Annotated in this window: 24 protein-coding genes, 1 tRNA gene and 1 other RNA gene; 12 read left to right on the forward strand and 14 right to left on the reverse strand. The window is 64.3% G+C overall.

Annotated features, from left to right (window positions below; all coding sequences use genetic code 11):
• Positions 1 to 73 precede the first annotated feature (73 nt).
• The gene (epmA, locus tag KMAL_RS06140) at positions 74 to 1,078 is read left to right on the forward strand and encodes an EF-P lysine aminoacylase EpmA (protein ID WP_110094864.1); all 1,005 of its coding nucleotides are present in this window, start codon (positions 74 to 76) and stop codon (positions 1,076 to 1,078) included.
• Positions 1,079 to 1,194: 116 nt separating this feature from the next.
• On the opposite strand, the gene thiE is transcribed toward epmA, so the two are convergent.
• A complete protein-coding gene (gene thiE, locus KMAL_RS06145) occupies positions 1,195 to 1,836 on the reverse strand; it encodes a thiamine phosphate synthase (protein ID WP_110094865.1) in 642 nt (213 codons plus the stop codon).
• Between the two features lie 60 nt (positions 1,837 to 1,896).
• The gene (locus KMAL_RS06150) at positions 1,897 to 2,328 is read right to left on the reverse strand and encodes a type 1 glutamine amidotransferase family protein (RefSeq protein WP_110094866.1); all 432 of its coding nucleotides are present in this window, start codon (positions 2,326 to 2,328) and stop codon (positions 1,897 to 1,899) included.
• Positions 2,329 to 2,391: 63 nt separating this feature from the next.
• Here KMAL_RS06150 and KMAL_RS06155 point away from each other — a divergent pair, with 63 nt between their 5' ends.
• The 5 genes from KMAL_RS06155 to KMAL_RS06175 all read left to right on the forward strand — a co-directional run bounded on the left by KMAL_RS06155 (position 2,392) and on the right by KMAL_RS06175 (position 4,684).
• Positions 2,392 to 2,724 (forward strand): hypothetical protein, encoded by a 333-nt coding sequence (locus KMAL_RS06155; RefSeq protein ID WP_110094867.1) that lies wholly within the window; start codon positions 2,392 to 2,394, stop codon positions 2,722 to 2,724.
• Positions 2,725 to 2,726: 2 nt separating this feature from the next.
• On the forward strand, positions 2,727 to 3,068 hold the full coding sequence (locus KMAL_RS06160; RefSeq protein WP_110094868.1) for a cell division protein ZapA: 342 nt from the start codon (positions 2,727 to 2,729) through the stop codon (positions 3,066 to 3,068).
• 9 nt (positions 3,069 to 3,077) lie between these two features.
• A non-coding RNA gene (gene ssrS / locus KMAL_RS06165) (6S RNA) lies at positions 3,078 to 3,237 on the forward strand.
• Between the two features lie 6 nt (positions 3,238 to 3,243).
• Complete coding sequence (locus tag KMAL_RS06170) at positions 3,244 to 3,849, forward strand: 5-formyltetrahydrofolate cyclo-ligase (protein ID WP_110094869.1); 606 nt, start codon at positions 3,244 to 3,246, stop codon at positions 3,847 to 3,849.
• 19 nt (positions 3,850 to 3,868) lie between these two features.
• On the forward strand, positions 3,869 to 4,684 hold the full coding sequence (locus KMAL_RS06175; RefSeq protein ID WP_110094870.1) for a TIGR00282 family metallophosphoesterase: 816 nt from the start codon (positions 3,869 to 3,871) through the stop codon (positions 4,682 to 4,684).
• Between the two features lie 157 nt (positions 4,685 to 4,841).
• Here KMAL_RS06175 and KMAL_RS06180 read toward each other — a convergent pair whose 3' ends face one another.
• From KMAL_RS06180 to KMAL_RS06205, 6 genes are all read right to left on the reverse strand, one after another.
• A complete protein-coding gene (locus KMAL_RS06180; protein WP_239019976.1) occupies positions 4,842 to 6,302 on the reverse strand; it encodes an AMP nucleosidase in 1,461 nt (486 codons plus the stop codon).
• Between the two features lie 226 nt (positions 6,303 to 6,528).
• Entirely contained in the window at positions 6,529 to 7,683 is a 1,155-nt protein-coding gene (locus KMAL_RS06185; RefSeq protein ID WP_110094871.1) for an energy transducer TonB, read from the reverse strand.
• A gap of 155 nt (positions 7,684 to 7,838) precedes the next feature.
• Positions 7,839 to 8,630, reverse strand: coding sequence for an alpha/beta fold hydrolase (locus tag KMAL_RS06190; protein WP_110094872.1), 792 nt, complete (start codon positions 8,628 to 8,630; stop codon positions 7,839 to 7,841).
• Between the two features lie 21 nt (positions 8,631 to 8,651).
• The gene (locus KMAL_RS06195; protein ID WP_180999754.1) at positions 8,652 to 9,674 is read right to left on the reverse strand and encodes an NAD(P)H-quinone oxidoreductase; all 1,023 of its coding nucleotides are present in this window, start codon (positions 9,672 to 9,674) and stop codon (positions 8,652 to 8,654) included.
• Positions 9,675 to 10,160: 486 nt separating this feature from the next.
• Positions 10,161 to 11,621, reverse strand: a complete 1,461-nt coding sequence (glnA, locus tag KMAL_RS06200) for a type I glutamate--ammonia ligase (protein ID WP_110094873.1) — start codon at positions 11,619 to 11,621, stop codon at positions 10,161 to 10,163.
• 132 nt (positions 11,622 to 11,753) lie between these two features.
• Positions 11,754 to 12,092 carry a P-II family nitrogen regulator gene (locus KMAL_RS06205; protein ID WP_110094874.1) on the reverse strand — a complete coding sequence of 113 codons (339 nt, stop codon included), beginning with the start codon at positions 12,090 to 12,092 and terminating at the stop codon, positions 11,754 to 11,756.
• A gap of 202 nt (positions 12,093 to 12,294) precedes the next feature.
• Here KMAL_RS06205 and KMAL_RS06210 point away from each other — a divergent pair, with 202 nt between their 5' ends.
• Both KMAL_RS06210 and KMAL_RS06215 read left to right on the forward strand, forming a co-directional pair.
• The gene (locus KMAL_RS06210) at positions 12,295 to 13,470 is read left to right on the forward strand and encodes an aminotransferase (protein ID WP_110094875.1); all 1,176 of its coding nucleotides are present in this window, start codon (positions 12,295 to 12,297) and stop codon (positions 13,468 to 13,470) included.
• Positions 13,471 to 13,556: 86 nt separating this feature from the next.
• A tRNA-His gene (locus KMAL_RS06215) sits at positions 13,557 to 13,632 on the forward strand.
• A 332-nt stretch (positions 13,633 to 13,964) separates the two neighbouring features.
• Here KMAL_RS06215 and KMAL_RS06220 read toward each other — a convergent pair.
• Positions 13,965 to 14,843: an NAD(P)H-binding protein gene (locus KMAL_RS06220; RefSeq protein WP_239019977.1), complete on the reverse strand. Its 879-nt coding sequence runs from the start codon at positions 14,841 to 14,843 to the stop codon at positions 13,965 to 13,967.
• A gap of 12 nt (positions 14,844 to 14,855) precedes the next feature.
• Positions 14,856 to 16,232 carry a hypothetical protein gene (locus KMAL_RS06225; RefSeq protein WP_239019978.1) on the reverse strand — a complete coding sequence of 459 codons (1,377 nt, stop codon included), beginning with the start codon at positions 16,230 to 16,232 and terminating at the stop codon, positions 14,856 to 14,858.
• Between the two features lie 186 nt (positions 16,233 to 16,418).
• Here KMAL_RS06225 and rplM point away from each other — a divergent pair, with 186 nt between their 5' ends.
• A complete protein-coding gene (gene rplM / locus KMAL_RS06230) occupies positions 16,419 to 16,901 on the forward strand; it encodes a 50S ribosomal protein L13 (RefSeq protein WP_110094876.1) in 483 nt (160 codons plus the stop codon).
• Positions 16,902 to 16,906: 5 nt separating this feature from the next.
• Entirely contained in the window at positions 16,907 to 17,410 is a 504-nt protein-coding gene (gene rpsI, locus KMAL_RS06235) for a 30S ribosomal protein S9 (RefSeq protein WP_003617378.1), read from the forward strand.
• A 270-nt stretch (positions 17,411 to 17,680) separates the two neighbouring features.
• Here the strand turns inward: rpsI and KMAL_RS06240 are convergent, their stop codons facing one another.
• Positions 17,681 to 17,953: a hypothetical protein gene (locus KMAL_RS06240; RefSeq protein WP_110094877.1), complete on the reverse strand. Its 273-nt coding sequence runs from the start codon at positions 17,951 to 17,953 to the stop codon at positions 17,681 to 17,683.
• 223 nt (positions 17,954 to 18,176) lie between these two features.
• Entirely contained in the window at positions 18,177 to 19,001 is an 825-nt protein-coding gene (locus tag KMAL_RS06245; RefSeq protein ID WP_167400065.1) for a DNA/RNA non-specific endonuclease, read from the reverse strand.
• A 105-nt stretch (positions 19,002 to 19,106) separates the two neighbouring features.
• Here KMAL_RS06245 and KMAL_RS06250 point away from each other — a divergent pair, with 105 nt between their 5' ends.
• Positions 19,107 to 19,295: a hypothetical protein gene (locus KMAL_RS06250; RefSeq protein WP_146044165.1), complete on the forward strand. Its 189-nt coding sequence runs from the start codon at positions 19,107 to 19,109 to the stop codon at positions 19,293 to 19,295.
• Between the two features lie 93 nt (positions 19,296 to 19,388).
• Here KMAL_RS06250 and KMAL_RS06255 read toward each other — a convergent pair whose 3' ends face one another.
• Positions 19,389 to 20,054: a hypothetical protein gene (locus KMAL_RS06255; RefSeq protein WP_110094879.1), complete on the reverse strand. Its 666-nt coding sequence runs from the start codon at positions 20,052 to 20,054 to the stop codon at positions 19,389 to 19,391.
• Positions 20,055 to 20,584: 530 nt separating this feature from the next.
• Between KMAL_RS06255 and KMAL_RS06260 the strand changes: the two genes are divergently transcribed.
• Entirely contained in the window at positions 20,585 to 20,818 is a 234-nt protein-coding gene (locus KMAL_RS06260; RefSeq protein WP_110094880.1) for a hypothetical protein, read from the forward strand.
• 131 nt (positions 20,819 to 20,949) lie between these two features.
• On the opposite strand, the gene ilvD is transcribed toward KMAL_RS06260, so the two are convergent.
• Complete coding sequence (ilvD, locus tag KMAL_RS06265) at positions 20,950 to 22,812, reverse strand: dihydroxy-acid dehydratase (protein ID WP_110094881.1); 1,863 nt, start codon at positions 22,810 to 22,812, stop codon at positions 20,950 to 20,952.
• Positions 22,813 to 22,957: the final 145 nt, after the last annotated feature.

A 22,957-nucleotide genomic window follows, 5' to 3' on the forward strand; every position in this document is an offset into this window, starting at 1 on the left:
GGGTTGACCGGCGGGGGGACTGCCGCGCTGTACTGCGCGCCGCTTTTTCCTGCAACCGGAGTTTTGTGCGCCCATGTCCGAATCTGGCGATCCCGACCGCATTGCCGAACGCCTTGCCCTGCTGCGTCGTCGCGGGTTGGTGGTGCGTGGCGTGCGCGCGTTTTTCGAGGGGCGTGGCTATCTGGAGGTCGAAACCCCCTATGCCGTGCCCACGCCGGGGGAGGAAGTGCACCTGAAGGTGTTCCGCACCGAACGGCACCGTCCCGACGGGTCAGTGCTGCCGCTGTTTTTGCACACCAGTCCCGAATTCGCGATGAAGCGCATCGTCGCGGCCACGCACCTGCCGGTGTTCCAGATGGCGCGGGTCTGGCGCAATGCGGAAGGCAGCCGCCTGCATGCGCATGAGTTCACCATGCTGGAATGGTACCGCCCGCATGCCAGCCTGTCGGACCTGATGGACGAGACGGAGGCCCTGCTGCGCGCCACGCTGCCGCCCGTGCTGGCAGGCGCGGCCACGCCGGTCGCGATCACGCCTGCGTTCGAGCGCCTGACAATGGCGGAGGCGTTTGCACGCTATGCCGGGCTTGACCTGCTGGCGACGGGCGAGGACGCGGCGGCCCTTGCATCCGCCGCCGGATGTTCCCTGCGCGCGGGTGAAAGCTGGGAGGACCTGTTCTTCCGCCTGCTGATGGAGCGGATCGAGCCGCATATCGGCCGCACGCGCCCGACCTTCCTGACCCACTGGCCCGCCAGTCAGGCGGCCCTTGCGCGGCGGGACCCGGCGGACCCGCGCGTGGCGCTGCGGTTCGAGCTTTATGCCGACGGGATCGAACTGGCCAACGCGTTCGAGGAGCTGACCGACCCGGTGGAGCAGGAAGCCCGTTTCCGTGCCGATCGCGCCCGCCGGGCCACGCTGTATGGCGATGACCCGCAGGCGGCATGGCCGATGGACCGTGCATTCCTTGCGGCGGTGGGGAACATGCCGCCCTGCGCGGGGATTGCGCTGGGGCTGGACCGGCTGGTGATGCTGGCGGCGGGAACGCGCAGGATCGAGGACGTGCTGTGGTTGCCGGGATAGGAGGCAAGGCGTGCCAGACGAACCAAAGTCTTTGGTGAAGCTTTTGATCGAAAAAGCTTCAAAGAACGCCGCCCTGTTTGAAAAAGTCCACCGCCCGGAAACGTCAGCAATCCCCCTCAGTCGATCCCGTCGCTGGCCGCGTCCATGGCGGCGTTCATCGCCCGCACGCCTGCCCCCGGCCCGTCGGGATGGGACCAGACCGCGCTGATGACCGCCAGGAAATCCGCCCCGGCCCGTACCAGCGGGGGGCAGTTTTCGGGCGTGATGCCGCCGATTGCGACGACCGGCAGTTCCATCACGCTGCTCCACCATGTCAGCAGGTCCGTGCCCGCGCGCACGCTGGTTTCCTTCGAGGGGGAGGGGAAGAACGCCCCGAAAGCGACGTAATCCGCCCCGCCTTCGCCCGCACGCATCGCCATGTCGCGGCTGTCGTAGCAGGAGACGCCAAGCTGCAGGTCATCGCCAAGGATGCGGCGCGCATCTTCCACCGACATGTCCTCCATCCCGACATGCGCGCCGTCGCAGCCCGTGGCGCGGGCAAGGTCGGGCCGGTCATTGAGGATGAAGGCCACGTCACGTTCATGCGCCACCGGGCGCAGCACGTCGATCGCGCGGCGGATCGTGTCGTCGGGCACGTCCTTCAGCCGCAGTTGCACCGCCGCCACCGGCCCGGCGTCCAGCGCGCGGGCCAGCAGGGGGGCGAATTGGGGCGGATCAAGCGACTCGGGCGTCACAAGGTAAAGCTGGCAATCGGTCATGGTGGCCCGATCATATGGCGCACATGCGCCGTGGGGAACAGTCACCTTTGTCACAGGGCTTCATGCGTCATGCGGCGGGCGGGCACGGCGCAGGTACCCACGCAGGCGCAGCGCCGCATCCGGGCCGCCGATGACATGGGCATCGGGCCGTGCGCGCAGGCAGCGCCCCCCCGTGACCCGCGCCAGTTCGGCAAGTGCCACATGCTGCGTGCAGGCAGGATCGACAATCACCCCCGCCAGGCCCGCGCGCAGCCCCTCCGCCGCGCGCCCCGCCGCCATGCCACAGTCAAGGAACGCGGGGGCGGGCGCATCCGCAACCAGGGCACGCCACCATCCCACCCCCATGAAACATCCCGCGTCCGGCGGCGATATCATGATGCACGATGTCAGGCCCGTGTCATCCATGGCGGCGCGCAGCAATGTGACCTCGTCACGCGTGGAAATGACGACGGAATGGAGAAGGTGCGTAAAATTGTCATGATTATCGATCATGCTTGACGTTCAGACGTCACCGGGCGATCTGTTGCAAGGGACCAGGGCAGGAAATTATGAAGGATGAACGTGTCCAATACTGACACAATGCAGGCGGGGCAGGAAGCATCCGTATCCGCGCAGGACAGCGTGCGCGATCCCGCGGACCGGCTGGAACAGGCGTTGACGCGTATCGCCTTTGCCATCGAATGTCGTGAACAGGGGACATGGCCGTCCCCCACCGCCGCGCCGTCGCCCGTCACGGAATCGCCCACGGCACGGGCCGCCGACCCGGGAATCGACCTCCAGGCGCTTGCCGCGAATATCGACGTCCTGATCGCACGCGTGCGCGATGCGCTCGCCGAGGTGGAGCCAGCCGTCGTGATCGCGGAGATAAAGGGCGAAAAGGGCGAATGACGATGGGACAGGTCACAGTACGCATCAACGGCTATTCCTATAGCGTTGGATGCGAGGAAGGGCAGGAACAGCACCTGCAGGCCATGGCGCAGGAAGTGGAGCGGCGAATCGACCGCATCCGCGCGATCGGCGGCCATAGCGGGGAGGGACGCCTGCTTGCGCTTGCGGCCCTGCTGATGGCGGACGAGATCCATGACCTGACGGAGGAAAAGATGTCCGCCGACACCGCCCACCAGTTGGCGCAGGGGCGGCAGGCCAGGATCGAGAACGAACGCCGCCGCGACCAGCTTGAACATCTGGTCGAGCGTGCGGAAAACATTGCAGCCGCCCTCGAACATGACTAGATAGCAGGTGCGGGGCTGCCGGACGCGTCAGGCAAAATTCAACCCCTGGGCCGATAAGCACTTCCTAAGGGAGCTGGCACTGTCGTGACCGTGGTCACGTTACCTGGCGCCCACCTGCACCTGCAGGTCCGGGAGGGCTGATAAGACCAACGGTCATGGTGGCTCCGTAATTCCTATGACGAATCCCGCTGATACCGATTCCCCCGCCCTTGCGGCGGCCAAGGCCGAACTGCGGCGGCGTTGCCGCGCCCTGCGCGCGGCAGGGCCACCCACCATGGCGCAGGAGGATGCGCTGCGTGCGGGCATCGCCGCGCGGGTGGACATGGCCCCGCCCGGCAGCGCGATCGCGCTGGTGTGGCCATTGCCCGGTGAGATCGACCTGCGCCCGCTGTTCGCGCCGCTGCACCGGCGGGGCTATCGCGTGCTGCTGCCCTTTACGCCGCCACGGGGGCAGCCACTTTCCTTCCATCACTGGCATCCTGACGTGACGATGTGCAACGGGCGGTTCGCGACATGGCATCCCGACAGCCATGCCGATGTGCCCGACATGGTGTTCGTGCCGCTGCTCGCCTTTGACAGGCAGGGGGGGCGGCTGGGATATGGGGGGGGATATTACGATCGCACGCTGGCATGCCTGCCCCATGCGGTTGCGATCGGATATGGTCTCGCCACGCAGGAGGTCGCGCACATCCCCATGGGCAGGCATGATGTGAAGCTGTCGGGTATCATCACGGACCACGGATGGATCGGGGGGCACGGGGCCGGACCGGTGCGGGCGTAAAACAGGAAGGTCGGGTTTTTTGAGGATACTGTTTCTGGGCGACATTGTCGGCCGCGTCGGGCGGGAGGCGGTGATCAGCCGCCTGCCGGGATTGCGCAACCAACTGTCGCTGGACCTTGTGGTGGTCAACGGGGAAAACGCCAGCCACGGCTTCGGCCTGTCGCCTGCCATCGCGCGCGACCTGTTCGAGGCGGGGGCCGATGTCATCACGCTGGGTAACCACAGTTGGGACCGGCGCGACATGATCGGCCATATCGATGCCGAACCGCGCATCATCCGTCCCGCCAACTATCCCCCCGGCACGCCGGGGCAGGGCAGCGTGGTCGTCGAACTGGTGAACGGGCACAGGGCGCTGGTCGTCAGTGTCATGGGACGGCAGTTCATGGATGCGATGGACGACCCGTTCCGCGCGGTGTCCGATATCCTGTCGCGTCATCGCCTTGGTGTGACGGTGCAGGCCATCGTCGTCGATGTCCATGCCGAGGCGACGAGCGAGAAATGGGCCATGGGTCATGTCTGTGACGGCCGCGTGTCGCTGGTGATCGGCACCCACACCCATACGCCCACCGCCGACCATCGCATCTTCCCCAGGGGGACGGCGTTCCAGACCGATGCGGGCATGTGCGGCGATTATGATAGCGTGATCGGCATGGGCAAGGAGGCCGCCATCGCGCGTTTCGTGCGCAAGATGCCCGGTGATCGCCTGCAGCCGGCGGAAGGGGAGGCCAGCATCGCGGGCATGATGGTCGAAACCGATGACGCCACCGGCCTTGCCCGGCGGATGGCCCCGGTGCGGCTGGGTGGGCATCTGGCGCAGACGCTGCCGGATTTCTGAAAAGACATTCCAGCAAGGATCTGAAAATAAGTAAAAGTTTTTGGGTGCCGCCTTTTTTCAAAAAGGCGGCGTTCCTTGAAGCTTTTTGGGAAAAAGCTTCACCAAAAACTTTTATCTCCTGATCGGATGGCGTCTGACGGCACGCGGGCGGCCGCCATCAGCGGAAGGCCGGTTCGTCAAAGCCACGCAGCTTGCGCGAATGCAGCCGGTCCACGCCCTGAGCACGCAACTGCCGCATGGTCTCGATCCCCACGATCAGGTGCTGGCGCACGCGTTCGCGATAGAAGGCGTTGGCCATGCCACGCAGCTTCACCTCCCCATGCAGGGGCTTGTCCGACACGCACAGGAGCGTGCCGTAGGGGACGCGGAAACGGAACCCGTTGGCCGCGATGGTGGCCGATTCCATGTCCACCGCGATGGCGCGCGTCATGTTGATGCGCGTGAACAGCGCCTCCAGCCGGAGTTCCCAGTTACGGTTGTCCGTCGTCATGACCGTGCCGGTACGCAGCCGGGTCTTGAGTTCCGCGTCATGCAGGCCCGTCACCCGTTCCGCCACATCCTGCAGCGCCATCTGCACTTCCGCGATGGGGGGCACGGGCACCCATGGGGGCAGGTCCTCGTCCAGCACGTTGTCATCGCGCAGGTAGCCGTGCGCCAGCACGTAATCCCCCAGACGCTGCGTCCGGCGCAGCCCCGCGCAGTGCCCGACCATCAGCCAGCAGTGCGGGCGCAGCACCGCCAGGTGGTCGGTGATCGTCTTCGCATTGGCCGGGCCGACGCCGATATTGACCAGCGTGATGCCGTCACCATCGGGGCGGCACAGGTGATAGGCCGGCATCTGCGGCAGGCTGCCCACGCTGCCGGGGGCATCAGGCGTGTCGCCCCGGCGGTGGATGATGCCCCCCGGTTCGACGAAGGCGTCGTATTCCCCGCCGGAATCGACCTGTGCGTGGCCATATTCGCGAAAGGCGTCAACGTAACGCTGGTAATTGGTCAGCAGGATGAAGCGCTGGAAATGCCGGGGCGCGGTGCCGGTGTAATGATGCAGCCGGGCAAGGGAATAATCGGTGCGTTCGGCGGTGAACAGCGCCAGCGGGCGTGGCGTCCCCGGACGCGGGATCCGTTCGCAGTTGGCGATCGAATCGTCGGTCATCCACAGGTCGGGCAGCGCGAAATGCTGCTGCAGCCATGCCATGTCCCCTTCGCTGAGCGAGGTCACGGCGTCTTCCATCACATAGGACAGGGGAATGGGCCTGCGTGAACGCCCGACCAGCACGGGCTGCCCGTAATGGCGCAGCAGGATGTCGATCTGTTCGCGCCAGTAGGCACGATACAGTTCCGGGTGCGTCAGGGTGGTGCCATAGAAGCCCGGTTCAAGCACGATGTCGAATGGTGGCCGTGGCATGTCGGTCGGTACGCCGCCTTCCTGCGCAAAGGCGAGGTAGGGATACACCCCGCGCGCAAGTCCGCTGGTGTCACGCGTGGCAAAGGCATTGCGCAGCAGGTGCGCTGCCGTGTCATACAGTTCGGTAATCCGTGCGACTGCGGCATCCGCGTTGTCAAAGGCTTCGAAATCGGTCCCGACCTCATCCAGCAGGCGCATCGTCGTGGGCGTCATGGCGGCTTTTTTCCCTTCCATCTTGTGGAAACTATGAAGAGGACGGGAAAAACAATCAACTGACGTACCGGCAGGGTGACCGGGGGGGGAAATATGCCGGTTGAGAAGCTGATGAAAGTTTTTGGGCGCCGGCTTTTTCAAGAAGGCGGCGCTCTTTGAAGCTTTTTGGGAAAAAAGCTTCACCAAAAACTTTTGGTTTTATGAATTGCCATTCCAAAACAGATGGTTAGTGACGGATCAGGATGTAATTGATCGTCAGGTCGATATCGAAATGGTCCCCCGTCATGTCGGGCGGCACGGGGGGCAGTTGCGCATTGCGGAACATCCCTGTCGTCGCGGCGTCGAGGTAGTACGACCCCGACTGTCCCGTCAGGCGCACCTTTGCCACCTGCCCGTTGCGGTCAAGCACGACATGCACCGACGACGGCCCTTCCTCGCCCGCGCGGGCGGCCTCTTCGGGGTAGTACATGTGGCTGCGGATCCACTGGTCGAGTTCGGAGGCGTAATCGTCGCTTACGCCATGGATCTGGGTATTGGTGGAATATGGCGCGTTGATCTTCCCGTTGCTGACCAGTGGGCCGACGGACAGGTCGATGGGCGATCCCGACCCGCCCGCGCGGCCATGGCGGTTGCGGTGCGGCAGCGGCGATGGCGCGAACGACAGGTCCATGGGCGAATGCAGCGACGAATGTGACCTGCTGGATGACTGGTGGCGTGGCTGCTGGGCGGGATGGGTGGAATGGCCGGGGCTCTGCATGCCGGGATTGAACTGCTGCTGGTTCTGCGACTGCGGCACCGACAGGTCCGAAGGGGCCTGCGTCAGCGGCGGGGAGGACGGGGTCTCCGGTGTCGGGATGTTGGGCGCGGGTGACGAATCCTCGCTCTGTTCCTTGGGCGCGGTGGCGCTTTCGGACGTGCTGTGTTCGCTTTCCTTGCGCGGGGCGTCGGCGCCACCCGCCATGTCGGGCGACGACTGGCCCTGCATCCCGCTGGAGGAGGGAGGGGAAAACACCATCTCCACCTGCGGGGATTCGGAGGAGGAAGACGGATCGCCGTGCGGATTGTGGTGGGCGGAACTGATGATGATCGCGCTGACAAGGGCCGCATGCAGCAGGATGGAGATGGTCGCGGCCTTGCCCGCCCCCGGTTCCTCAAGCGTGTCGGGGCGGATCAGGCCGGAGGTAACGGGCCGCAGGGCGCGGTAGCCGGGGGGACGCGGGACGATTTCACGCGATTCCAGCCGTTCATTCTCTCGGGTGTCGGGATGGGACGGCGCGGTAGGCGGCGGAGCGGCAGGACGGTCCGATCCGTCCCCGCGCGGGATCAGTACGGGTTCCACGGCATGGCGGTACCGGGAAGAAGGACTGAGTGTCACCGTCATGAAAGGGCGCGTTTCTCCGCCATGGGAACATGTGATCGCAACGACAGGCTGCCGTCACTATCGTGCCATCACCTGCCCCAGCTTGCCAGCATAACTGCGGGGACCGGTCACGATGTCAAGAGCGATGCCGCACATGTCCCGCCATTGTGGGTGTTTCAGTAAGTTTCGACGAAGTTTTCGAGCAGCTCGGCAAAGCGTTCGGGGTTTTCGACATGCAGCCAGTGCCCGGCCTTTTCGATCAGTTCCAGCCGGTAGTTGGGGAACAGCCGGCGCATCGTCATGTAATGTTCGGGACGGATGTAAGGCGAGTTCGCCCCCGCAAGGAACAGCGTCGGCCCCGGATAGCTGTAGCCTTCGGGGATGTAGGGCCAGCTTTCGACATTGGGCATCGACTCCACGATCTCGCGCAGCCCGATGCACCAGCCCGGATTCTCCCCCACGCGGATGTTCTGCAGCATCAGCGCGCGGACATCGGCGTTGGGGATATAGTGCTGCAGCAGCATGTCCGCCCCCGCGCGGTTCAGGTATGGCGGGAAGGAGACATGCAGCATCTGTTCGCCCAGCCCGAACTGCCCATGGCCGGTGCGCGCGGGCGGGATGTCGGCGACAAGGAGGCTGTGGACCATTCCCGGCCGCATCAGCGCCAGCGTCATCGCGACCTTGCCGCCCATGGAATGCCCCACCAGGGTCGCGGGCAGCGCATTGTGATGGGCCAGCGTGTCCAGCAGGTCGGCCGACATCGTGTTGTAATCCATCAGCCCGTGCGGGCTTGCGCCATGGTTGCGCAGGTCGATGGCCAGCGTCCGCCGCGTGCGCGCCAGCCTGCGCTGGAAAAAGCCAAGGTTGCGCGCCCGCCCGAACAGCCCGTGCAGCAGGACGACCGGTGGCCGCCCCGCATCCTGTCCCGATGCTTCCTCCGGACCGCGTTCAATCACATTCAGTAGCACCGAGATTACCTTGTCCCTGGTTCAAGCCGTCTGGAGGTTCAGGATGATCTTTCCACTATGCGCTCCATTTTCCATCAGCTTATGGGCATCGACAACCCGCGCAAAGGGGAAGGTGGCATGGATCAGCGGACGGACGGCCTTTTTTTCCAGTAACGGCCACACCTGCCGGTGCAGTTGGCGTGCGATTTCCGCCTTGTAGGTGCTGCTGCGCGGGCGCAGCGTCGTGCCCGTCACCATCAGGCGCCGTGTCATGATGCGCGCGAGGCCAATATTTTCCGCCCGCGCGCCGCCCTGCAGCGCAATGATCACCAGCCGCCCGTCAGGGGCAAGGCAGCGCAGGTTGCGTTCAAGGTAGGCGCCCCCGATCATGTCGAGGATGATGTCCACCCCGCGCCCGTCCGTCAGTCCGGCGATGCGGGCGACGAAATCCTCCTCATGGTAATTGATGGCGGCCTCCGCCCCGATGGTCGTGCACAGTTCGCACTTTTCCGCAGTGCCTGCGGTGACATAGGGAATCCCCCCCATCTGGCGGACAAGCTGTATGGCCACGGTGCCGATGCCGCTGCTGCCGCCATGGACCAGCACCCGGTCGCCCGCGCGCAGGTGCGCGGTCATGAACAGGTTGGACCAGACGGTGAAGAACGTCTCCGGCAGGGCGGCCGCGTGGATCGCGTCAGACCCTACGGGCCATGGCAGGCACTGCCCCGCCGGGACCACGCAGTACTGCGCGTATCCCCCGCCATTGGACAGGGCGCAGACACGCGCGCCAACGGAGGGAAAGGCATCATCGGCGATGCCGGGCCCACGGGCGACGACTTCCCCCGCGATTTCCAGCCCCAGCAGCGGGCTGGCCCCCGGTGGCGGGGGATACAGCCCCTTGCGCTGCATGATGTCGGGGCGGTTGACGCCCGCGGCCATGACACGCACCAGCACTTCGCCCTCGGCGGGCGTGGGGATGGGCACCTCGGTGATTGCCATGGCATCGGGGGGGCCGGGTTCGGCAATGGTGACGGCCTGCATCATGACCGGGAGGGTGGGGTCCATGATCGTCCTTTCGTCCGTATCGCACGCATGACAGGAAAAGCACCCCGGTGGCTGGCCCGCCCGTTACGGGCATGTATGGCGCGCGCCTCGGGGAAAGCGCGCATGGGAAGGCCATCGGGGAAATATCCGCGACGGATATCCTTACCGGGGGATAGCATATCGTGCGTCGGTATCATGCCCCGATCACGTCCCGGCCCGATGACATGTCCGCGTGCGGTGCGTAACGCCGGGGCGCAGGGTGGGTTCTGCTGTGGTGTATCGCTCAGGGCTCTGCCCTGAAACCCGCCAAAGGGCATTGCCCTTTGGAAACCATGGACTCCCCCGGCAACATACTGAAAATAAAAAAGTTTTTGGTGAAGCTTTTTTCAAAAAGCTTCGGGGGACATCGTTGCCGGATCAGCACGACACGCATGAAAAAAGGCGCCGGGATCGTGTGATCCCGACGCCTTTTGCGTCACGCCGCGACAGGCGCGGCGCAACCGGTCCTCAGACCGAGTAGTACATCTCGAACTCGGCCGGGTGGGGGGTGTGTTCGAACTTGAACACTTCTTCCCACTTGATCGCGCAGTAGCTTTCGATCTGGTCCTTGGTGAACACGCCACCGGCGAGCAGGAACTCGTGGTCCTCCTCCAGCGCCTTGAGCGCATCGCGCAGGGAGCCTGCGACGGTCGGGATCTGCTTCAGTTCCTCCGGCGGGAGGTCATACAGGTCCTTGTCCATCGCGTCGCCCGGATGGATCTTGTTCTTGATGCCGTCGATGCCCGCCATCAGCATGGCCGCGAACGCGAGGTAGGGGTTCGCGGTCGGGTCGGGGAAGCGGACCTCCACGCGCTTGGCCTTCGGGCTGGTCGCATACGGGATGCGGCACGAGGCCGAACGGTTGCGCGCGGAATAGGCCAGCAGCACGGGGGCTTCGAAGCCGGGGATCAGGCGCTTGTAGGAGTTGGTGGACGGGTTGGTGAACGCGTTGAGCGCCTTGGCGTGCTTGATGATGCCGCCGATGTAGTACAGCGCCTCGTCCGACAGGTCGGCATAGCCGTTGCCGGCGAAGGTCGGCTTGCCCGCCTTCCAGATCGACTGGTGGACATGCATGCCCGAACCGTTGTCGCCATAGATCGGCTTCGGCATGAACGTCGCCGTCTTGCCATAGGAATGGGCGACGTTGTGCACGCAGTACTTGTAGATCTGCATGAAGTCGGCCGATTCCACCAGGGTCGCGAACTTGGTGCCCAGCTCATGCTGCGACTGCGCGACTTCGTGGTGGTGCTTTTCGATCGGCAGGCCCATCTCGCCCATCGTGGTCAGCATTTCGGCGCGCAGGTCGCCTTCGCTGTCGACCGGGGCAACCGGGAAATACCCGCCCTTGACGCCCGGGCGATGGCCCATGTTGCCTTCGGGATAGTCCTTGAGCGACGCGTCGGGGCCTTCGATGCTTTCAAGCTCGTACTTGCCGTAGTTCGGGCCGGTGCCGAAGCGCACGCTGTCGAAGATGAAGAATTCGGCTTCGGGGCCGAAGAATGCCGTATCGCCCAGGCCGGTGGACTTCAGGTACTGTTCCGCCAGCTTCGCCGTCGCACGCGGGTCGCGGTTGTAGAACTGCCCGGTGGAGGGTTCGACGATGTCGCAGATCAGGATCAGCTGCGGCTTGGCCGAGAACGGGTCCATGACCGCCGTCGTGGGGTCCGGCAGCAGGATCATGTCGCTTTCGTTGATGGCCTTCCACCCGGCGATGGACGAACCGTCGAACATGAACCCCTCGCGGAAGGTGTCTTCCTCGATGGTGGTGACATACTGCGTGGTGTGATGCCACTTGCCGCGCGGGTCGGTGAAACGCAGGTCCACCATCTCGACAGCGTTTTCCTTGATCAGGCTGAAGACCTTGGCGACTGCTTCAGCCGAAACGCCGGAGGTCGGGGAAGAAGGGGTACCCGATGCTTTTTTTGGCATTGTTCTCTACCTGCCTGTGGTGAACGGTTCCGCAGCAAATGACGCGGAGACCGAAACGGTTACGAAAAAGGGATGCCCGTGTCGAGGGGGCCATGCCAGCGCGCCAACGCGCGGGCACGGACATGTCACATGTCAGACGGCATCCTCGCCATGTTCGCCGGTACGGATGCGTATCACGTCCTCGATGGGGGAGACGAAGATCTTGCCATCGCCGATGCGGCCCGTGCGCGCGGCGCTGATGATGGCGTCGATCGCCCGGTCCGCCAGATCGTCCGAGCACACGATCTCCAGCTTCACCTTCGGAAGGAAATCGACGATGTATTCGGCGCCACGATACAGTTCGGTATGACCTTTCTGCCGGCCGAAACCCTTGGCTTCGGTCACGGTGATGCCCATCAGGCCGATTTCATGAAGGGCTTCCTTCACTTCGTCGAGCTTGAAGGGCTTGATGATGGCCTCGATCTTTTTCATGCCGCGTCGTCAATCTCCAGTCTTGCGGACCGGTGGCATTCCGGTACCAGATCGTATTCCTGCGAAAAACGGACGCAGATGCCGTACCAGGTTCTTTTCGCCTACAGGTTTGCACGGGTTGGGATTTCAGGCAATCGGATGGTATTGCAAAAATCGCAACCTTGGCGTCAGTCATTGCCGCTCTATGGACAGGATGGCAGGTATGAAACCCGCAAATGCGATGCTGTCGGCGCTGCCGACGACTATTTTTTCCGTCATGTCGGCGCTGGCGGTGGAACATGACGCCGTGAACCTGGGGCAGGGATTCCCCGATACCGAAGGCCCGGCCGACCTGGTCGAGGTTGCCGCCGCAGCCCTGCGCGATGGGCGCAACCAGTATCCGCCGCTGGCCGGACTGCCGGAACTGCGCGCGGCGGTGGCCTCGGCCAACCTGCGATTCTGCGGGATCGAGGTCGATCCCGCGACCGAGGTCGTGGTGACCTGCGGCGCGACGGAGGCGATCACCGCGTCGCTGATGGCGCTGGTCAATCCGGGGGATGAGGTGGTCGTCTTCGAACCGCTGTATGACACCTACCTGCCGGTGCTGCGGATGCTGGGGGCGGTGGCGCGCCCGGTACGCCTCCTGCCGCCGGACTGGTCCCTGCCGCGCGCGGAACTGGAGGCGGCGGTCGGTCCGCGGACGAAGGCGATCCTGCTCAACACCCCCATGAACCCGACGGGCAAGGTCTTCACCCGAGAGGAACTGGAATTCATCGCCGGCCTGATGGCGCGCCACGATGTCTATGCCGTGTGTGACGAGGTGTATGAACACCTGACCTTCGCCCCGGTGCGCCATGTCGCGCTGATGTCCCTGCCGGGGATGAAGGCGCGCACCATCCGTATCGGCAGCGCGGGCAAGAGCTTTTCCATGACGGGATGGAAGGTCGGATACGTCACGGCCCCCGCGCCGCTTGCGGCCCTGGTGGCGAAGGCGCACCAGTTGCTGACCTTCACCGTCGCGCCGAACCTGCAGCGCGCGGTGGCCGTCGGGCTGGAAAAGGACGGCGCGTATTTCCAACAGTTGTCCGAAAGCATGCGCCGGTCGCGCGATATCCTGACGCAGGGCCTGCGCGATGCCGGATTCGATGTCCTGCCCTGCGACGGCAGCTATTTCGTCATCGCAGATTTCGCGCCGCTTGGCTTTGATGGTGATGATGTCGCCTTCTGCCGGGCGATGACATGCACGCTTGGCGTCACCGGCATCCCGGTTTCCGCCTTCTATGACCCCGATGGCGCGCCGGGGCCACGCACGCTGGTGCGCTTTGCGTTCTGCAAGCGGCCCGAAGTCGTGACCGAGGCGGTGCGCAGGCTGCGCCGGGTGGGGGAACTGCGCGGATGACGTGGCAATGGCCACCGAAACGCAACATGGCGTAAAAAGGGTTATTGACGCGCCGCATCAGAGCCTCTAAATCACCCCTCGTTGCGGCGGATGTAGCTCAGTTGGTAGAGCGCCAGGTTGTGGTCTTGGATGTCGCGGGTTCGAGCCCCGTCATTCGCCCCATCATCACTTTTCCCTTAAAAATCAGCAGTCTGTGAAGTGCTGTCCCATTGGCCTGTCGCTGTGCGTCACAGGGCTGTCGTCATGCCCCGACGCAATGCGAGGGGTGTGCGGGACATCCACACATGACCATGTGGGATGTCGTCAGATCCTTGGGAACAAAGGAGTATCGCCATGCCCTGCGCGGGTGGGGCCTGACGCCCGCAGCGGCGCGGCGCCCCTGACCCGGTCCCGGGTGTCGTTACCAGCGCACGCATGCCGGATCGTGACTTCGCGACCGGCAGGGTAGTGGCGAGTCGCCGCCGGAAAACTTTTGTCCCGTCGCGCGGCGTCTTCTATCGCAATGCGCCAAGGAACTGGCGCAGCCCATCGTCTGGCGTGCGGGGCGTAAAGCCGAGTGCCGCGCGCATGGGGGCGATGTCGAACGCCTTGTCCTCGGTCAGGCGGCGGATCTCCGCCGGGGTGACGCGGGGCAGGCCCGGCAGGTGCGCCGTCACGCGGCACGCCGCCATCAGCACGGAGGCCGGGACATCAAGGACCGGCCGCTGCCGCAGGCCCGCATGGTGCGCCACCAGTGCTGCAAGGTCGCGATAGGCGACAGCCTCCCCCCCCGCGATGACCAGCGCATGCCCGCCCTGCCACTCCCGCGCCAGGGCCGCCATGATCGCGCGGGTCACGTCATCCTGAAAGATCGGCTGGACCAGCGCCCGCCCGCCCGCAGGCAGCGGCAGGACCGGGAGGCGCCGGATCAGGCCGAGCAGCCGCCGGATGTTGTTTTCCCCCTGCGCGCCATAGATCATCGTCGGATGCAGCATCACCCCGTCGCGGCCGGAGGACAGCAGCGCCTGCTGCCCCTGTTCCACACCCATGCCATGGGCGTCGGGCCAGCGCGTGAACATGCGCGTGCTACCCAGGCAGACCAGTGACGCACCAGGCGGGGCGGCGGCCACGATGGCCCCCACATGGCGTGCGTGCGCGGTGGACACGATGCGTCGGGCATCGTGCAGCGCGGACGCGACGCAGGGCGCGGGATCGGTCAGGTCAAGGCGCCGCGCCACCCCTGGCAGTCCCGTCGCCTGCCACCGCGCAACATCACGCACCAGTGGCACATACGCAATTTCCGCCCCCAGCAGCGCCGTGCACAGGGCGCGTCCCGACCGCCCCGACGCCCCGATCACATGGACCGGGGCGGGCATGGCGGGGGACGGGCGCATCGCGGGCAGCCCTTATGGGGTGGAGATCGTCAGGCCCAGCGGGGCGGCGATGGAGGGGTCGCTTGCCATCGACATGGCAATGCCGATCATCATCAGGTTCACCGGCTTCATCGGCCGCAGCGCAAGCTGGAGCGGATGGTCGGCGGGGGACTGCAGGAACCGTCCCAGCGCCCGCATGGAGGCATCGTCAGAGGCGGCCAGTCCCGACAGCAGCGCCTGGCGATATTCGTCCACGGGTGTATTGCGGCTGCGGGCGAGGCTTTCGACCACGCGCCCGGCCAGCGACCTGTCATCCCACGTAATGGCGGCCGACACCACGCGCGCCGTTTCCGGAATGACACTCATGTCGTCAAAGGGAATCTGGTCCAGTTCCGCGATCACCGTCAGGTTGCCCATGTCCGGCGACTCCACCGTCAGGGGTTCCAGCCGCAGATGGCCCGCCGTACGGTCGCCCGCGCTGACCGCATGGACGTTGCCCATGAAATGGTCATAGCCGAACGCGTTGAGCAGCGACGGGCTGTCGGTGCCCGTGGACCAGACCGCAAGGTTGGTCAGGCGGGTATCCATCTTGTCCTCCACCTCGGTCGAGGTGCGCGAGGAGACAAGCCGGTCCACCTGCAGGAGCGGGTGCGAACTGTCGATCGCGCCCTTCTTCAGGTCCAGCTTGTAGGGATGGGTTTCATGGATCAGGTGGCCCGACTGCGTCAGGCTTGCGACCTGCCCGGCGAAGTCCGGCCCGTCAAGCTGCATGTGCTCGACCGTGATGCGCCGGGTGGGGGTCAGGTTGATCTGGGTCGCAAGGTGATCGAGGTCGAGGTGCGAGGACTGCCCCAGCCCGTAGTCACTGATCCGCATGTGCGCGACCGTCATGTCCGTCTGGGTTGCGGGGGCGGCGATGTGCAGGTTGGTGAAGTCGCCTTCGCCCAGCACCAGCGAATCGAAGCCCAGGGACTGTGGCGCATTCCCCGCAGGCCGTGCGCCATTGGGCAGCGTCAGGTCCGACAGGTCCACCTCGTCAAGGGAGAAGGTGTTGCCCCACGCCATGACCTGCACCTTCTGCAGGACCACGCTGCCGATCTTCTCCCCCTGGACATTGTTCCCCTTCATCCCGCCAAGCTTCACGTTCGCGGCGGTCAGGGTCATGGCCGGGTTGTGGTAGGTCACGGCGGTAAACCGGGCACCGCGCGCCAGCGTGCGGGGCTTTGCCGTGGCGTAGCTGAAGCTGGCGTCCGGCCCGATGGCGGCGCGGAAGTCCGCTATGCCGGCCTCCAGCCTGCGCTGGGCAAAGTGATGGAGGCCCCAGCCGCCCACCACAAGGACAAGTGCGACCATCGGTAAGGCGGGAAATATTTTCTTCACGAGCGCGGTGTCCACAGTGATCTCTTGCATGTCAGCTATATCATTCACAGGGGGCGGGGCAATCTTCTGGTGGCAAATATTGTGGTATCATATTACCACAAGGTGATTTTCTGCGGGAAAGTGCGGAAAAATGGCATTGTCCTCTTGACGTTTGCGACGCATCCGATGATAACGCGCCACCCGTTACCGCTCATATCAAGACGGAACACTGAATCCATGAAGACCACACTTTCCCTGAAACCTGCCGAGGTGACACGGGGCTGGACCCTGATCGACGCCGAAGGCCTGGTCCTGGGCCGGCTGGCCGCCATTGTTGCGCAGCGCCTGCGCGGCAAGCACAAGCCGCAGTTCACCCCGCATGTTGATTGTGGCGACAACATCGTCATCATCAACGCCGAGAAGGTTCGCCTGACCGGCAACAAGGTGTCGCAGAAGCTGTTCCATTACCACACCGGCTATCCGGGTGGAATCAAGCAGCGCACGATCACCCAGCGCCTTGAGGGCAAGAACCCCGGCCATGTCGTGCGCAAGGCTGTCGAGCGCATGATCACCCGTGGCCCGCTGCAGCGCGCGCAGATGAAGCACCTGTATGTCTATGCAGGCAGCGAGCATCCGCATGAAGGCCAGAAGCCGCAGGTTCTCGACGTTGCGGCGCTGAACCGCAAGAATTCCGTCTCCAGCCACCAGAACGGGGCCTGATCACCATGTCTGAAACCCAAGAACGTACAGGCACGCTGGCCGACCTGCAGGGAGCAGTCGCGTCGGGTCAGATCGAGGCCTCCCAGAACGCCGCACCGGTTTACGAAGCCAAGCGCGATGCGCAGGGCCGCTCCTATGCCACGGGCCGTCGCAAGGACGCCGCCGCACGCGTGTGGATCAAGCCGGGCAAGGGCGACATCATCGTCAACGGACGTCCGGTCGGCACCTACTTCGCCCGTCCCGTCCTGCGCATGCTGATCACGCAGCCGTTCCTGGTGGCTGATCGCTACAACCAGTTCGACGTCTACTGCACCGTGACCGGTGGTGGCCTGTCGGGTCAGGCGGGTGCGGTCCGTCACGGCATCAGCCGTGCGCTGACGCATTATGAGCCGGCCCTGCGTGGCATCCTGAAGGCCGCGGGCTTCCTGACGCGCGATCCGCGTGTTGTCGAACGCAAGAAGTACGGTCGCGCCAAGGCACGTCGTTCCTTCCAGTTCAGCAAGCGCTGATTGCGGGGCCTGTCGCGTCTCTCCCGCTACCGCGGGGAGATGCGATGGATCAGGCGATTATCGGAAAACGGGATGGACCAGTCATGGTCTGTCCCGTTTTTTGCGTTTGGGGCATGAATGCCGCATCGGGTTTTTCAAATGCCTGCCAAGTCATGGTTTCCAAAGGGCAATGCCCTTTGGCGGGTTTCAGGGCAGAGCCCTGACCGGAGATCGAATGGCATGGGAAGGCCATCTTCCTGAAACACATGCCCGGCCCATGCCTCCCACACCCTACATGAACGGATTATCCACCTTCCCGCCCTTGTGGGACGGCGGCTTGATGGCGGTGGGCAGGTCGGGCGTGGCTTGCAGCCTGTCCACCACCGATTGCAGGAACGCCAGCAGGTCCTGTGCCCTGCGCAGCCCCGCCTTGTCACGGGTCAGGTCCGTCTGTCCGTAAAAGGCGATGCTGTCGGTGCCGTTTTCGATCGTGATTCCGTCAAGCGTGCAGGATGCACTGTCATCGGCAAAGGGGACCAGCGCCGGTGAGGTGGGCTGTTTCATGTTGCGTCTCCTGTATCGGGCATGCGTGTGTGGAGTGGGGCAGTCTCGTGGCCGGAGCATTCACCGCTGATAATATAAATAAAGACATTATATGTTCGTCTGACCAGGTAATATCCCATTTGCCAGAAGCGAAATTTCCAGAAAGATGAATACGAATGTTGTGGATGATATACCATCAATAAAGAAAGGAAATGCGGACATCCTTTATCATCCTTTTGAAATATTATCGCCAATAAGAATGGGCGCGATGCTTGTGACGTCGCGAGGTCGTGTGCCGGACAGTCCGCAGGGGCAGGGTGATATAGGTCTGCTTCAATGCTTCGGGGAGTGCGGGGAACGGGTCGACCCCCACCGTGCGGATCAGCACGGCAATCGTGACGCGCGCGCAGGTCGGGGTGCGCAGCGTGTTGTGGCACACATAGACCCCCGCCGTGCGCTGGCGCGGGTCATAGATGGCCTTCCATGTCGATGTCGGGACCAGTACCCGGTCGCGCCCGATGCTTGACAGGCGGCGGGCACGGAAGGCCGGGCCGGTCACGACATAGACCTCGCCGTCCCTCTCGGCGAGGCGGCGGACCGCGCTTTCGATCTCCTCCCACTTGCCACGGTTGAGTGCGGCGCTCTGCGGCACGACATTCGACAGGCGGAAGCTCTCCGCCTGCGTGGCCTCATCGGGCATGTCCCCCGACGGGGTCATGTGGCCCCGGTCGTAGCCGGAACGGACATAATCCGCCAACTGCGCGCCTTCCCCCGGGGGCAGGCGGTCATCGGGCTGGAATTCGCCCCGGCGGGGTGTGGATTCGGCCGAACGGATGCCTGCGGCCGTCAGGTGTTCGGCGGACCAGACCGGTTCATGCGCAATGCCGGAATGCAGCACCACAAAGGCCGTATTGCACAGCAGGCGTGCCTGTGCGGACAGTTTCTCGTTCGTCAGGGCGGGCAGGCGTCCATTCGGCCCCATGGAATCACAGGGGGTCGCCCGCGCCCCCGGTGCCAGCACCATCATCAGCATCGCGAACGCCAGCAGGGAAGGGAGGCGCACTTTCATGGGGCAGGGACAGATGGAGCAGCGTGACGGGGGGATATGAACATGTGGTGGTCGAATCCTGTCATGTCTGTTAATGACGGCGGCATCAGAACGAAGGTGAATGACATGACGGATGAGACCCCGCATGTGCGTTACGTGCAGGCCCCGGACCCGGACAAGGTGGTGCTCCGGCGGCGTGAAAGGCCGCTGACCCCTGCGCAGCGGAAACTGTATGTCGCCATTCGCGTGCTGGTGATCCTCCTGGCCTGCCTGGCGGTGGGTGACATGCTGGTACAGTGGCTGCATGCCGCCTGACGGCGCAGGGTATTTCAAAACGGCAGGTTGATAGAAACAAAAGTTTCGGGGCGCCGTCTTCGCGGGCTTTACGGGAAAACCCGACCCCGTCTGTCAGGGCGGGGCATCCATGTCCGTGCCGTCATGGGCCAGCGCCATGGTGATGTCGAGCGTCTCCTGATTGACCTGCGCGTCAAAGATGTGGTCCACGCTGACGGCGTCCTCGTGGCCGGCCATGTCCCCGAATTTCAGGTGTGGCCAGTCGATCCGGTCATGGGTCGCATGGGTGACGTCAAATGACAGCATGGGGTGGGAAACCGGTGCCCCCGACGGTCCGGGCGCGACATAATCCCATATGAAATGGCAGCGTGCCGGGGCATTCGTCTGTGTAAACAGCGCATGGACAAAGCCGGGGCTGATATCGGTCTGCAACGTATTCATCAGGTAATGTGGCGTGCTGCGGATCAGGTCGGGCGTCAGGCGTGCGCTGAAGATCCCGGCGGCGATCATCTGCGGCATCTGTGCGGTAAAGCGCTGCTGGTCGATGGTGGCATGCACGGTACAGTCATGTGCCGTATGTTCGATCCGGGCGTTGACCCCCCATGCCTGCGCGGTGGAATTGGGCGGCAGAAGCGGCGCGGGATAGGTGGCGGCATGGGCCACGGCCGCCGGCAGCAGCACGGTGGCGACCATCATGGCCACACGGGCGGCATGACCGGACCGTGCGTTGAAGGATGTTCCGGAATGTTCGGACAGGAACGGAAACGAGCAGATTCGCATTAATTTTTTCTTAAACTTTCGGGTGGATGACCCGCACAGGACCGGTTGTCGCGCCATGCCACGACGAAATCATGCCGTACGTTACCACAAACCCCCATCCCGACGAAGTGGCCGCCCGCCGCATGACAGGCGCAGCAGGTGGGCGCGATCCACGGCAGTCCGTTTCGTGGGCGTCATTAAGTAAAAGTAACAACGAGACATAAAAAAGACATAATATTCCACTTTTCGCGGCACCTTTCCCAAAAGTATATCAGGGATGTTATTTTAAAATTCACATCAAAATATTGTTTTTCCGATTGAATGCTGCCTTGTGATAGGCAATATGCGTTGGCACATCCGCATGGCATGCAGGCCGCAATGGCCCGCATATCAGCGGGGATGTATGTCAGGGCGCGCGGACACTCCGTCCGGCCCGCCCGTGATGACAATAAGAATATGTACCGGGACAGCGGTGCGGCAGGTGACGCGGGGCAAGGCAACCCCATGTCCCGGTGCCGTTGGCGTAACCGGTCGCAAGAAGGCAGGATACCATGCTTGATTCACAGGTTATCGAGATAGACGGGATCTTCGTGGGCACGGCGATCCTGGTGGACAGGAACCAGACCCATCGTTTTTACGCCACGCACGACAATGTACGTTCGCTGCATAACATGATCGTGCCGGACATGACGGCGCTGAAGCATCGCGTGGCGCAGACATTCCGGCGCATGGCGCGCTGTGACATGGGCGCGCTTGGCCGCCTGCGCCCGCAGGGGCAGGCCTGACGCGTTCAGGAATGGCCTGGCGCCGCCTTTGTTCATGAGGGCAGCGCCCTTTGGAGCTTTTGGTTCTTTTTTGACAAAAAAAGAACATCAGCCCGCCGGGCAGGGGACGACCCTGCCCGGCATATTCAGCCTTAGCGGATGACGCGGCGACGCAGCTGCGTCACGTCACGCACCGCCCCGTGCGATGCGCTGGTGGTCAGCGCGGCATAGGCCTGCAGCGCGGTGGAGACGACACGGTCGCGCCTGGGCTGCCATGCCTGTTCGTCACGCTCTTCCATGCGGTCGCGGCGCGCTGCGATTTCGGCGTCACCCACGGTGGTGCGCAGCACGCGCGCGGGGATGTCGATCTCGATCGTGTCGCCTTCCTCCAGCAGGCCGATCAGGCCGCCTTCCGCCGCCTCGGGGGAGATGTGGCCGATCGACAGGCCCGAACTGCCGCCCGAAAAGCGGCCATCGGTGATCAGGGCGCACTTTTCAGCCAGCCCCTTGGATTTCAGGTAGCTGGTGGGATAGAGCATTTCCTGCATGCCCGGCCCGCCCTTCGGCCCTTCGTAACGGATGACAACCACGTCGCCCGGCTTGATCCGGTCGCCAAGGATGGCGGAGACGGCATCGTCCTGGCTTTCGAAAATCCGCGCGGGTCCGGTGAAGGTCAGCAGGTTCGCCGCAACGCCCGCCGTCTTCACGATGGCGCCATCCTCGGCAATGTCGCCGAACAGGACGGCAAGCCCGCCGTCACGGCTGTAGGCATGCTCGCCATCGCGGATCGCGCCTTCCGCGCGGTCGGTGTCAAGTTCGGCGTAGCGGCTGGCCTGTGAAAAGGCCTGCGTGGTGCGCACCCCGCCGGGGGCAGCACGGAACAGGGTGCGTGCGGCCTCGTCCACGTCGGGGCTGCTGATGTCCCATTTCGCCAGCGCCGCGCGCAGGGTGGGGGCGTACACCGTCGGCACGTCGTCATGGATCAGGCCCATGCGCATCAGTTCGCCCATGATGGCCGGGATGCCGCCCGCGCGGTGCACGTCCTCCATATGGATGTCGGAGCGCGAGGGCGCGACCTTGCACAGGTTCGGCACCCGGCGCGACAGGCGGTCGATGTCGGCCATGGTGAAGGGCACCTTGCCCTCATGCGCGGCGGCCAGCAGGTGCAGCACCGTGTTGGTCGATCCCCCCATCGCGATATCGACGGACATGGCGTTTTCAAAGGCGGGCAGCGTCGCGATGCCACGCGGCAGGGCGGTGGCGTCGTCGCGTTCGTACCACTGCCGCGCCAGTTCGACGATGCGGTGCCCGGCCTGCACGAACAGGTCGCGCCGGTCGGCATGGGTGGCCAGCAGGCTGCCATTGCCGGGCAGGGCAAGGCCGAGCGCTTCGGTCAGGCAGTTCATGGAATTGGCGGTGAACATGCCGGAGCACGACCCGCAGGTGGGGCAGGCGGAGCGTTCGATCTGCTGCGACTGGTCATCGCTGACGCGGCTATCGGCAGCCGCGACCATCGAACTGATCAGGTCAACACGTCGTTCCACGCCTTCATTGAGGATCTTCCCCGCCTCCATCGGCCCGCCGGAGACGAAGATCGTGGGGATGTTCAGCCGCATCGCCGCCATCAGCATGCCCGGCGTGATCTTGTCGCAGTTGCTGATGCACACCAGCGCATCGGCGCAGTGGGCATTGACCATGTATTCCACGGCATCCGCGATCAGTTCGCGTGACGGCAGGCTGTAGAGCATGCCGCCATGGCCCATGGCGATCCCGTCATCGACGGCGATGGTGTTGAACTCACGCGCAACGCCACCGGCTTTGGCCACCGCGCCCGCGACAAGCTGGCCAAGGTCCTTGAGGTGGACATGGCCGGGCACGAACTGCGTGAATGAATTGGCGACCGCGATGATTGGCTTGCCGAAATCCTGGTCCTGCATGCCGGTTGCACGCCACAGGCTGCGCGCACCGGCCATGTTGCGGCCATGTGTCGTGGTGCGGGAACGATAGGCAGGCATCGGTAAACCTTTCTGCGGTAACTGGGACATCCAGTGATGATATGGATATGGCTACACGGCAATTACAGGACCGCATCCTTCCACGCCACCCTGTTGTTGCGCCCATATCGGCCCCCGCATGCCGGGGCCATGGGGTATATGGTGG

Origin of the sequence: Novacetimonas maltaceti, assembly GCF_002906255.1 — a bacterium.
GTDB classification, from domain to species: domain Bacteria; phylum Pseudomonadota; class Alphaproteobacteria; order Acetobacterales; family Acetobacteraceae; genus Novacetimonas; species Novacetimonas maltaceti.

Coding starts and splice junctions, on each gene's coding strand:
- KMAL_RS06210 (WP_110094875.1), top strand. CDS start 12,295: ATGAAACCCGCAAATGCGATGCTGTCGGCGCTGCCGACGACTATTTTT.
- KMAL_RS06150 (WP_110094866.1), bottom strand. CDS start 2,328: ATGATCGATAATCATGACAATTTTACGCACCTTCTCCATTCCGTCGTC.
- ilvD (WP_110094881.1), bottom strand. CDS start 22,812: ATGCCTGCCTATCGTTCCCGCACCACGACACATGGCCGCAACATGGCC.
- rpsI (WP_003617378.1), top strand. CDS start 16,907: ATGTCTGAAACCCAAGAACGTACAGGCACGCTGGCCGACCTGCAGGGA.
- KMAL_RS06155 (WP_110094867.1), top strand. CDS start 2,392: ATGAACGTGTCCAATACTGACACAATGCAGGCGGGGCAGGAAGCATCC.
- KMAL_RS06245 (WP_167400065.1), bottom strand. CDS start 19,001: ATGAAAGTGCGCCTCCCTTCCCTGCTGGCGTTCGCGATGCTGATGATG.
- KMAL_RS06160 (WP_110094868.1), top strand. CDS start 2,727: ATGGGACAGGTCACAGTACGCATCAACGGCTATTCCTATAGCGTTGGA.
- KMAL_RS06260 (WP_110094880.1), top strand. CDS start 20,585: ATGCTTGATTCACAGGTTATCGAGATAGACGGGATCTTCGTGGGCACG.
- KMAL_RS06170 (WP_110094869.1), top strand. CDS start 3,244: ATGACGAATCCCGCTGATACCGATTCCCCCGCCCTTGCGGCGGCCAAG.
- thiE (WP_110094865.1), bottom strand. CDS start 1,836: ATGACCGATTGCCAGCTTTACCTTGTGACGCCCGAGTCGCTTGATCCG.
- KMAL_RS06220 (WP_239019977.1), bottom strand. CDS start 14,843: ATGCGCCCGTCCCCCGCCATGCCCGCCCCGGTCCATGTGATCGGGGCG.
- KMAL_RS06255 (WP_110094879.1), bottom strand. CDS start 20,054: ATGCGAATCTGCTCGTTTCCGTTCCTGTCCGAACATTCCGGAACATCC.
- KMAL_RS06195 (WP_180999754.1), bottom strand. CDS start 9,674: ATGGACCCCACCCTCCCGGTCATGATGCAGGCCGTCACCATTGCCGAA.
- glnA (WP_110094873.1), bottom strand. CDS start 11,621: ATGCCAAAAAAAGCATCGGGTACCCCTTCTTCCCCGACCTCCGGCGTT.
- KMAL_RS06180 (WP_239019976.1), bottom strand. CDS start 6,302: ATGACGCCCACGACGATGCGCCTGCTGGATGAGGTCGGGACCGATTTC.
- KMAL_RS06250 (WP_146044165.1), top strand. CDS start 19,107: ATGACGGATGAGACCCCGCATGTGCGTTACGTGCAGGCCCCGGACCCG.
- KMAL_RS06225 (WP_239019978.1), bottom strand. CDS start 16,232: ATGCAAGAGATCACTGTGGACACCGCGCTCGTGAAGAAAATATTTCCC.
- rplM (WP_110094876.1), top strand. CDS start 16,419: ATGAAGACCACACTTTCCCTGAAACCTGCCGAGGTGACACGGGGCTGG.
- KMAL_RS06185 (WP_110094871.1), bottom strand. CDS start 7,683: ATGACGGTGACACTCAGTCCTTCTTCCCGGTACCGCCATGCCGTGGAA.
- epmA (WP_110094864.1), top strand. CDS start 74: ATGTCCGAATCTGGCGATCCCGACCGCATTGCCGAACGCCTTGCCCTG.
- KMAL_RS06240 (WP_110094877.1), bottom strand. CDS start 17,953: ATGAAACAGCCCACCTCACCGGCGCTGGTCCCCTTTGCCGATGACAGT.
- KMAL_RS06205 (WP_110094874.1), bottom strand. CDS start 12,092: ATGAAAAAGATCGAGGCCATCATCAAGCCCTTCAAGCTCGACGAAGTG.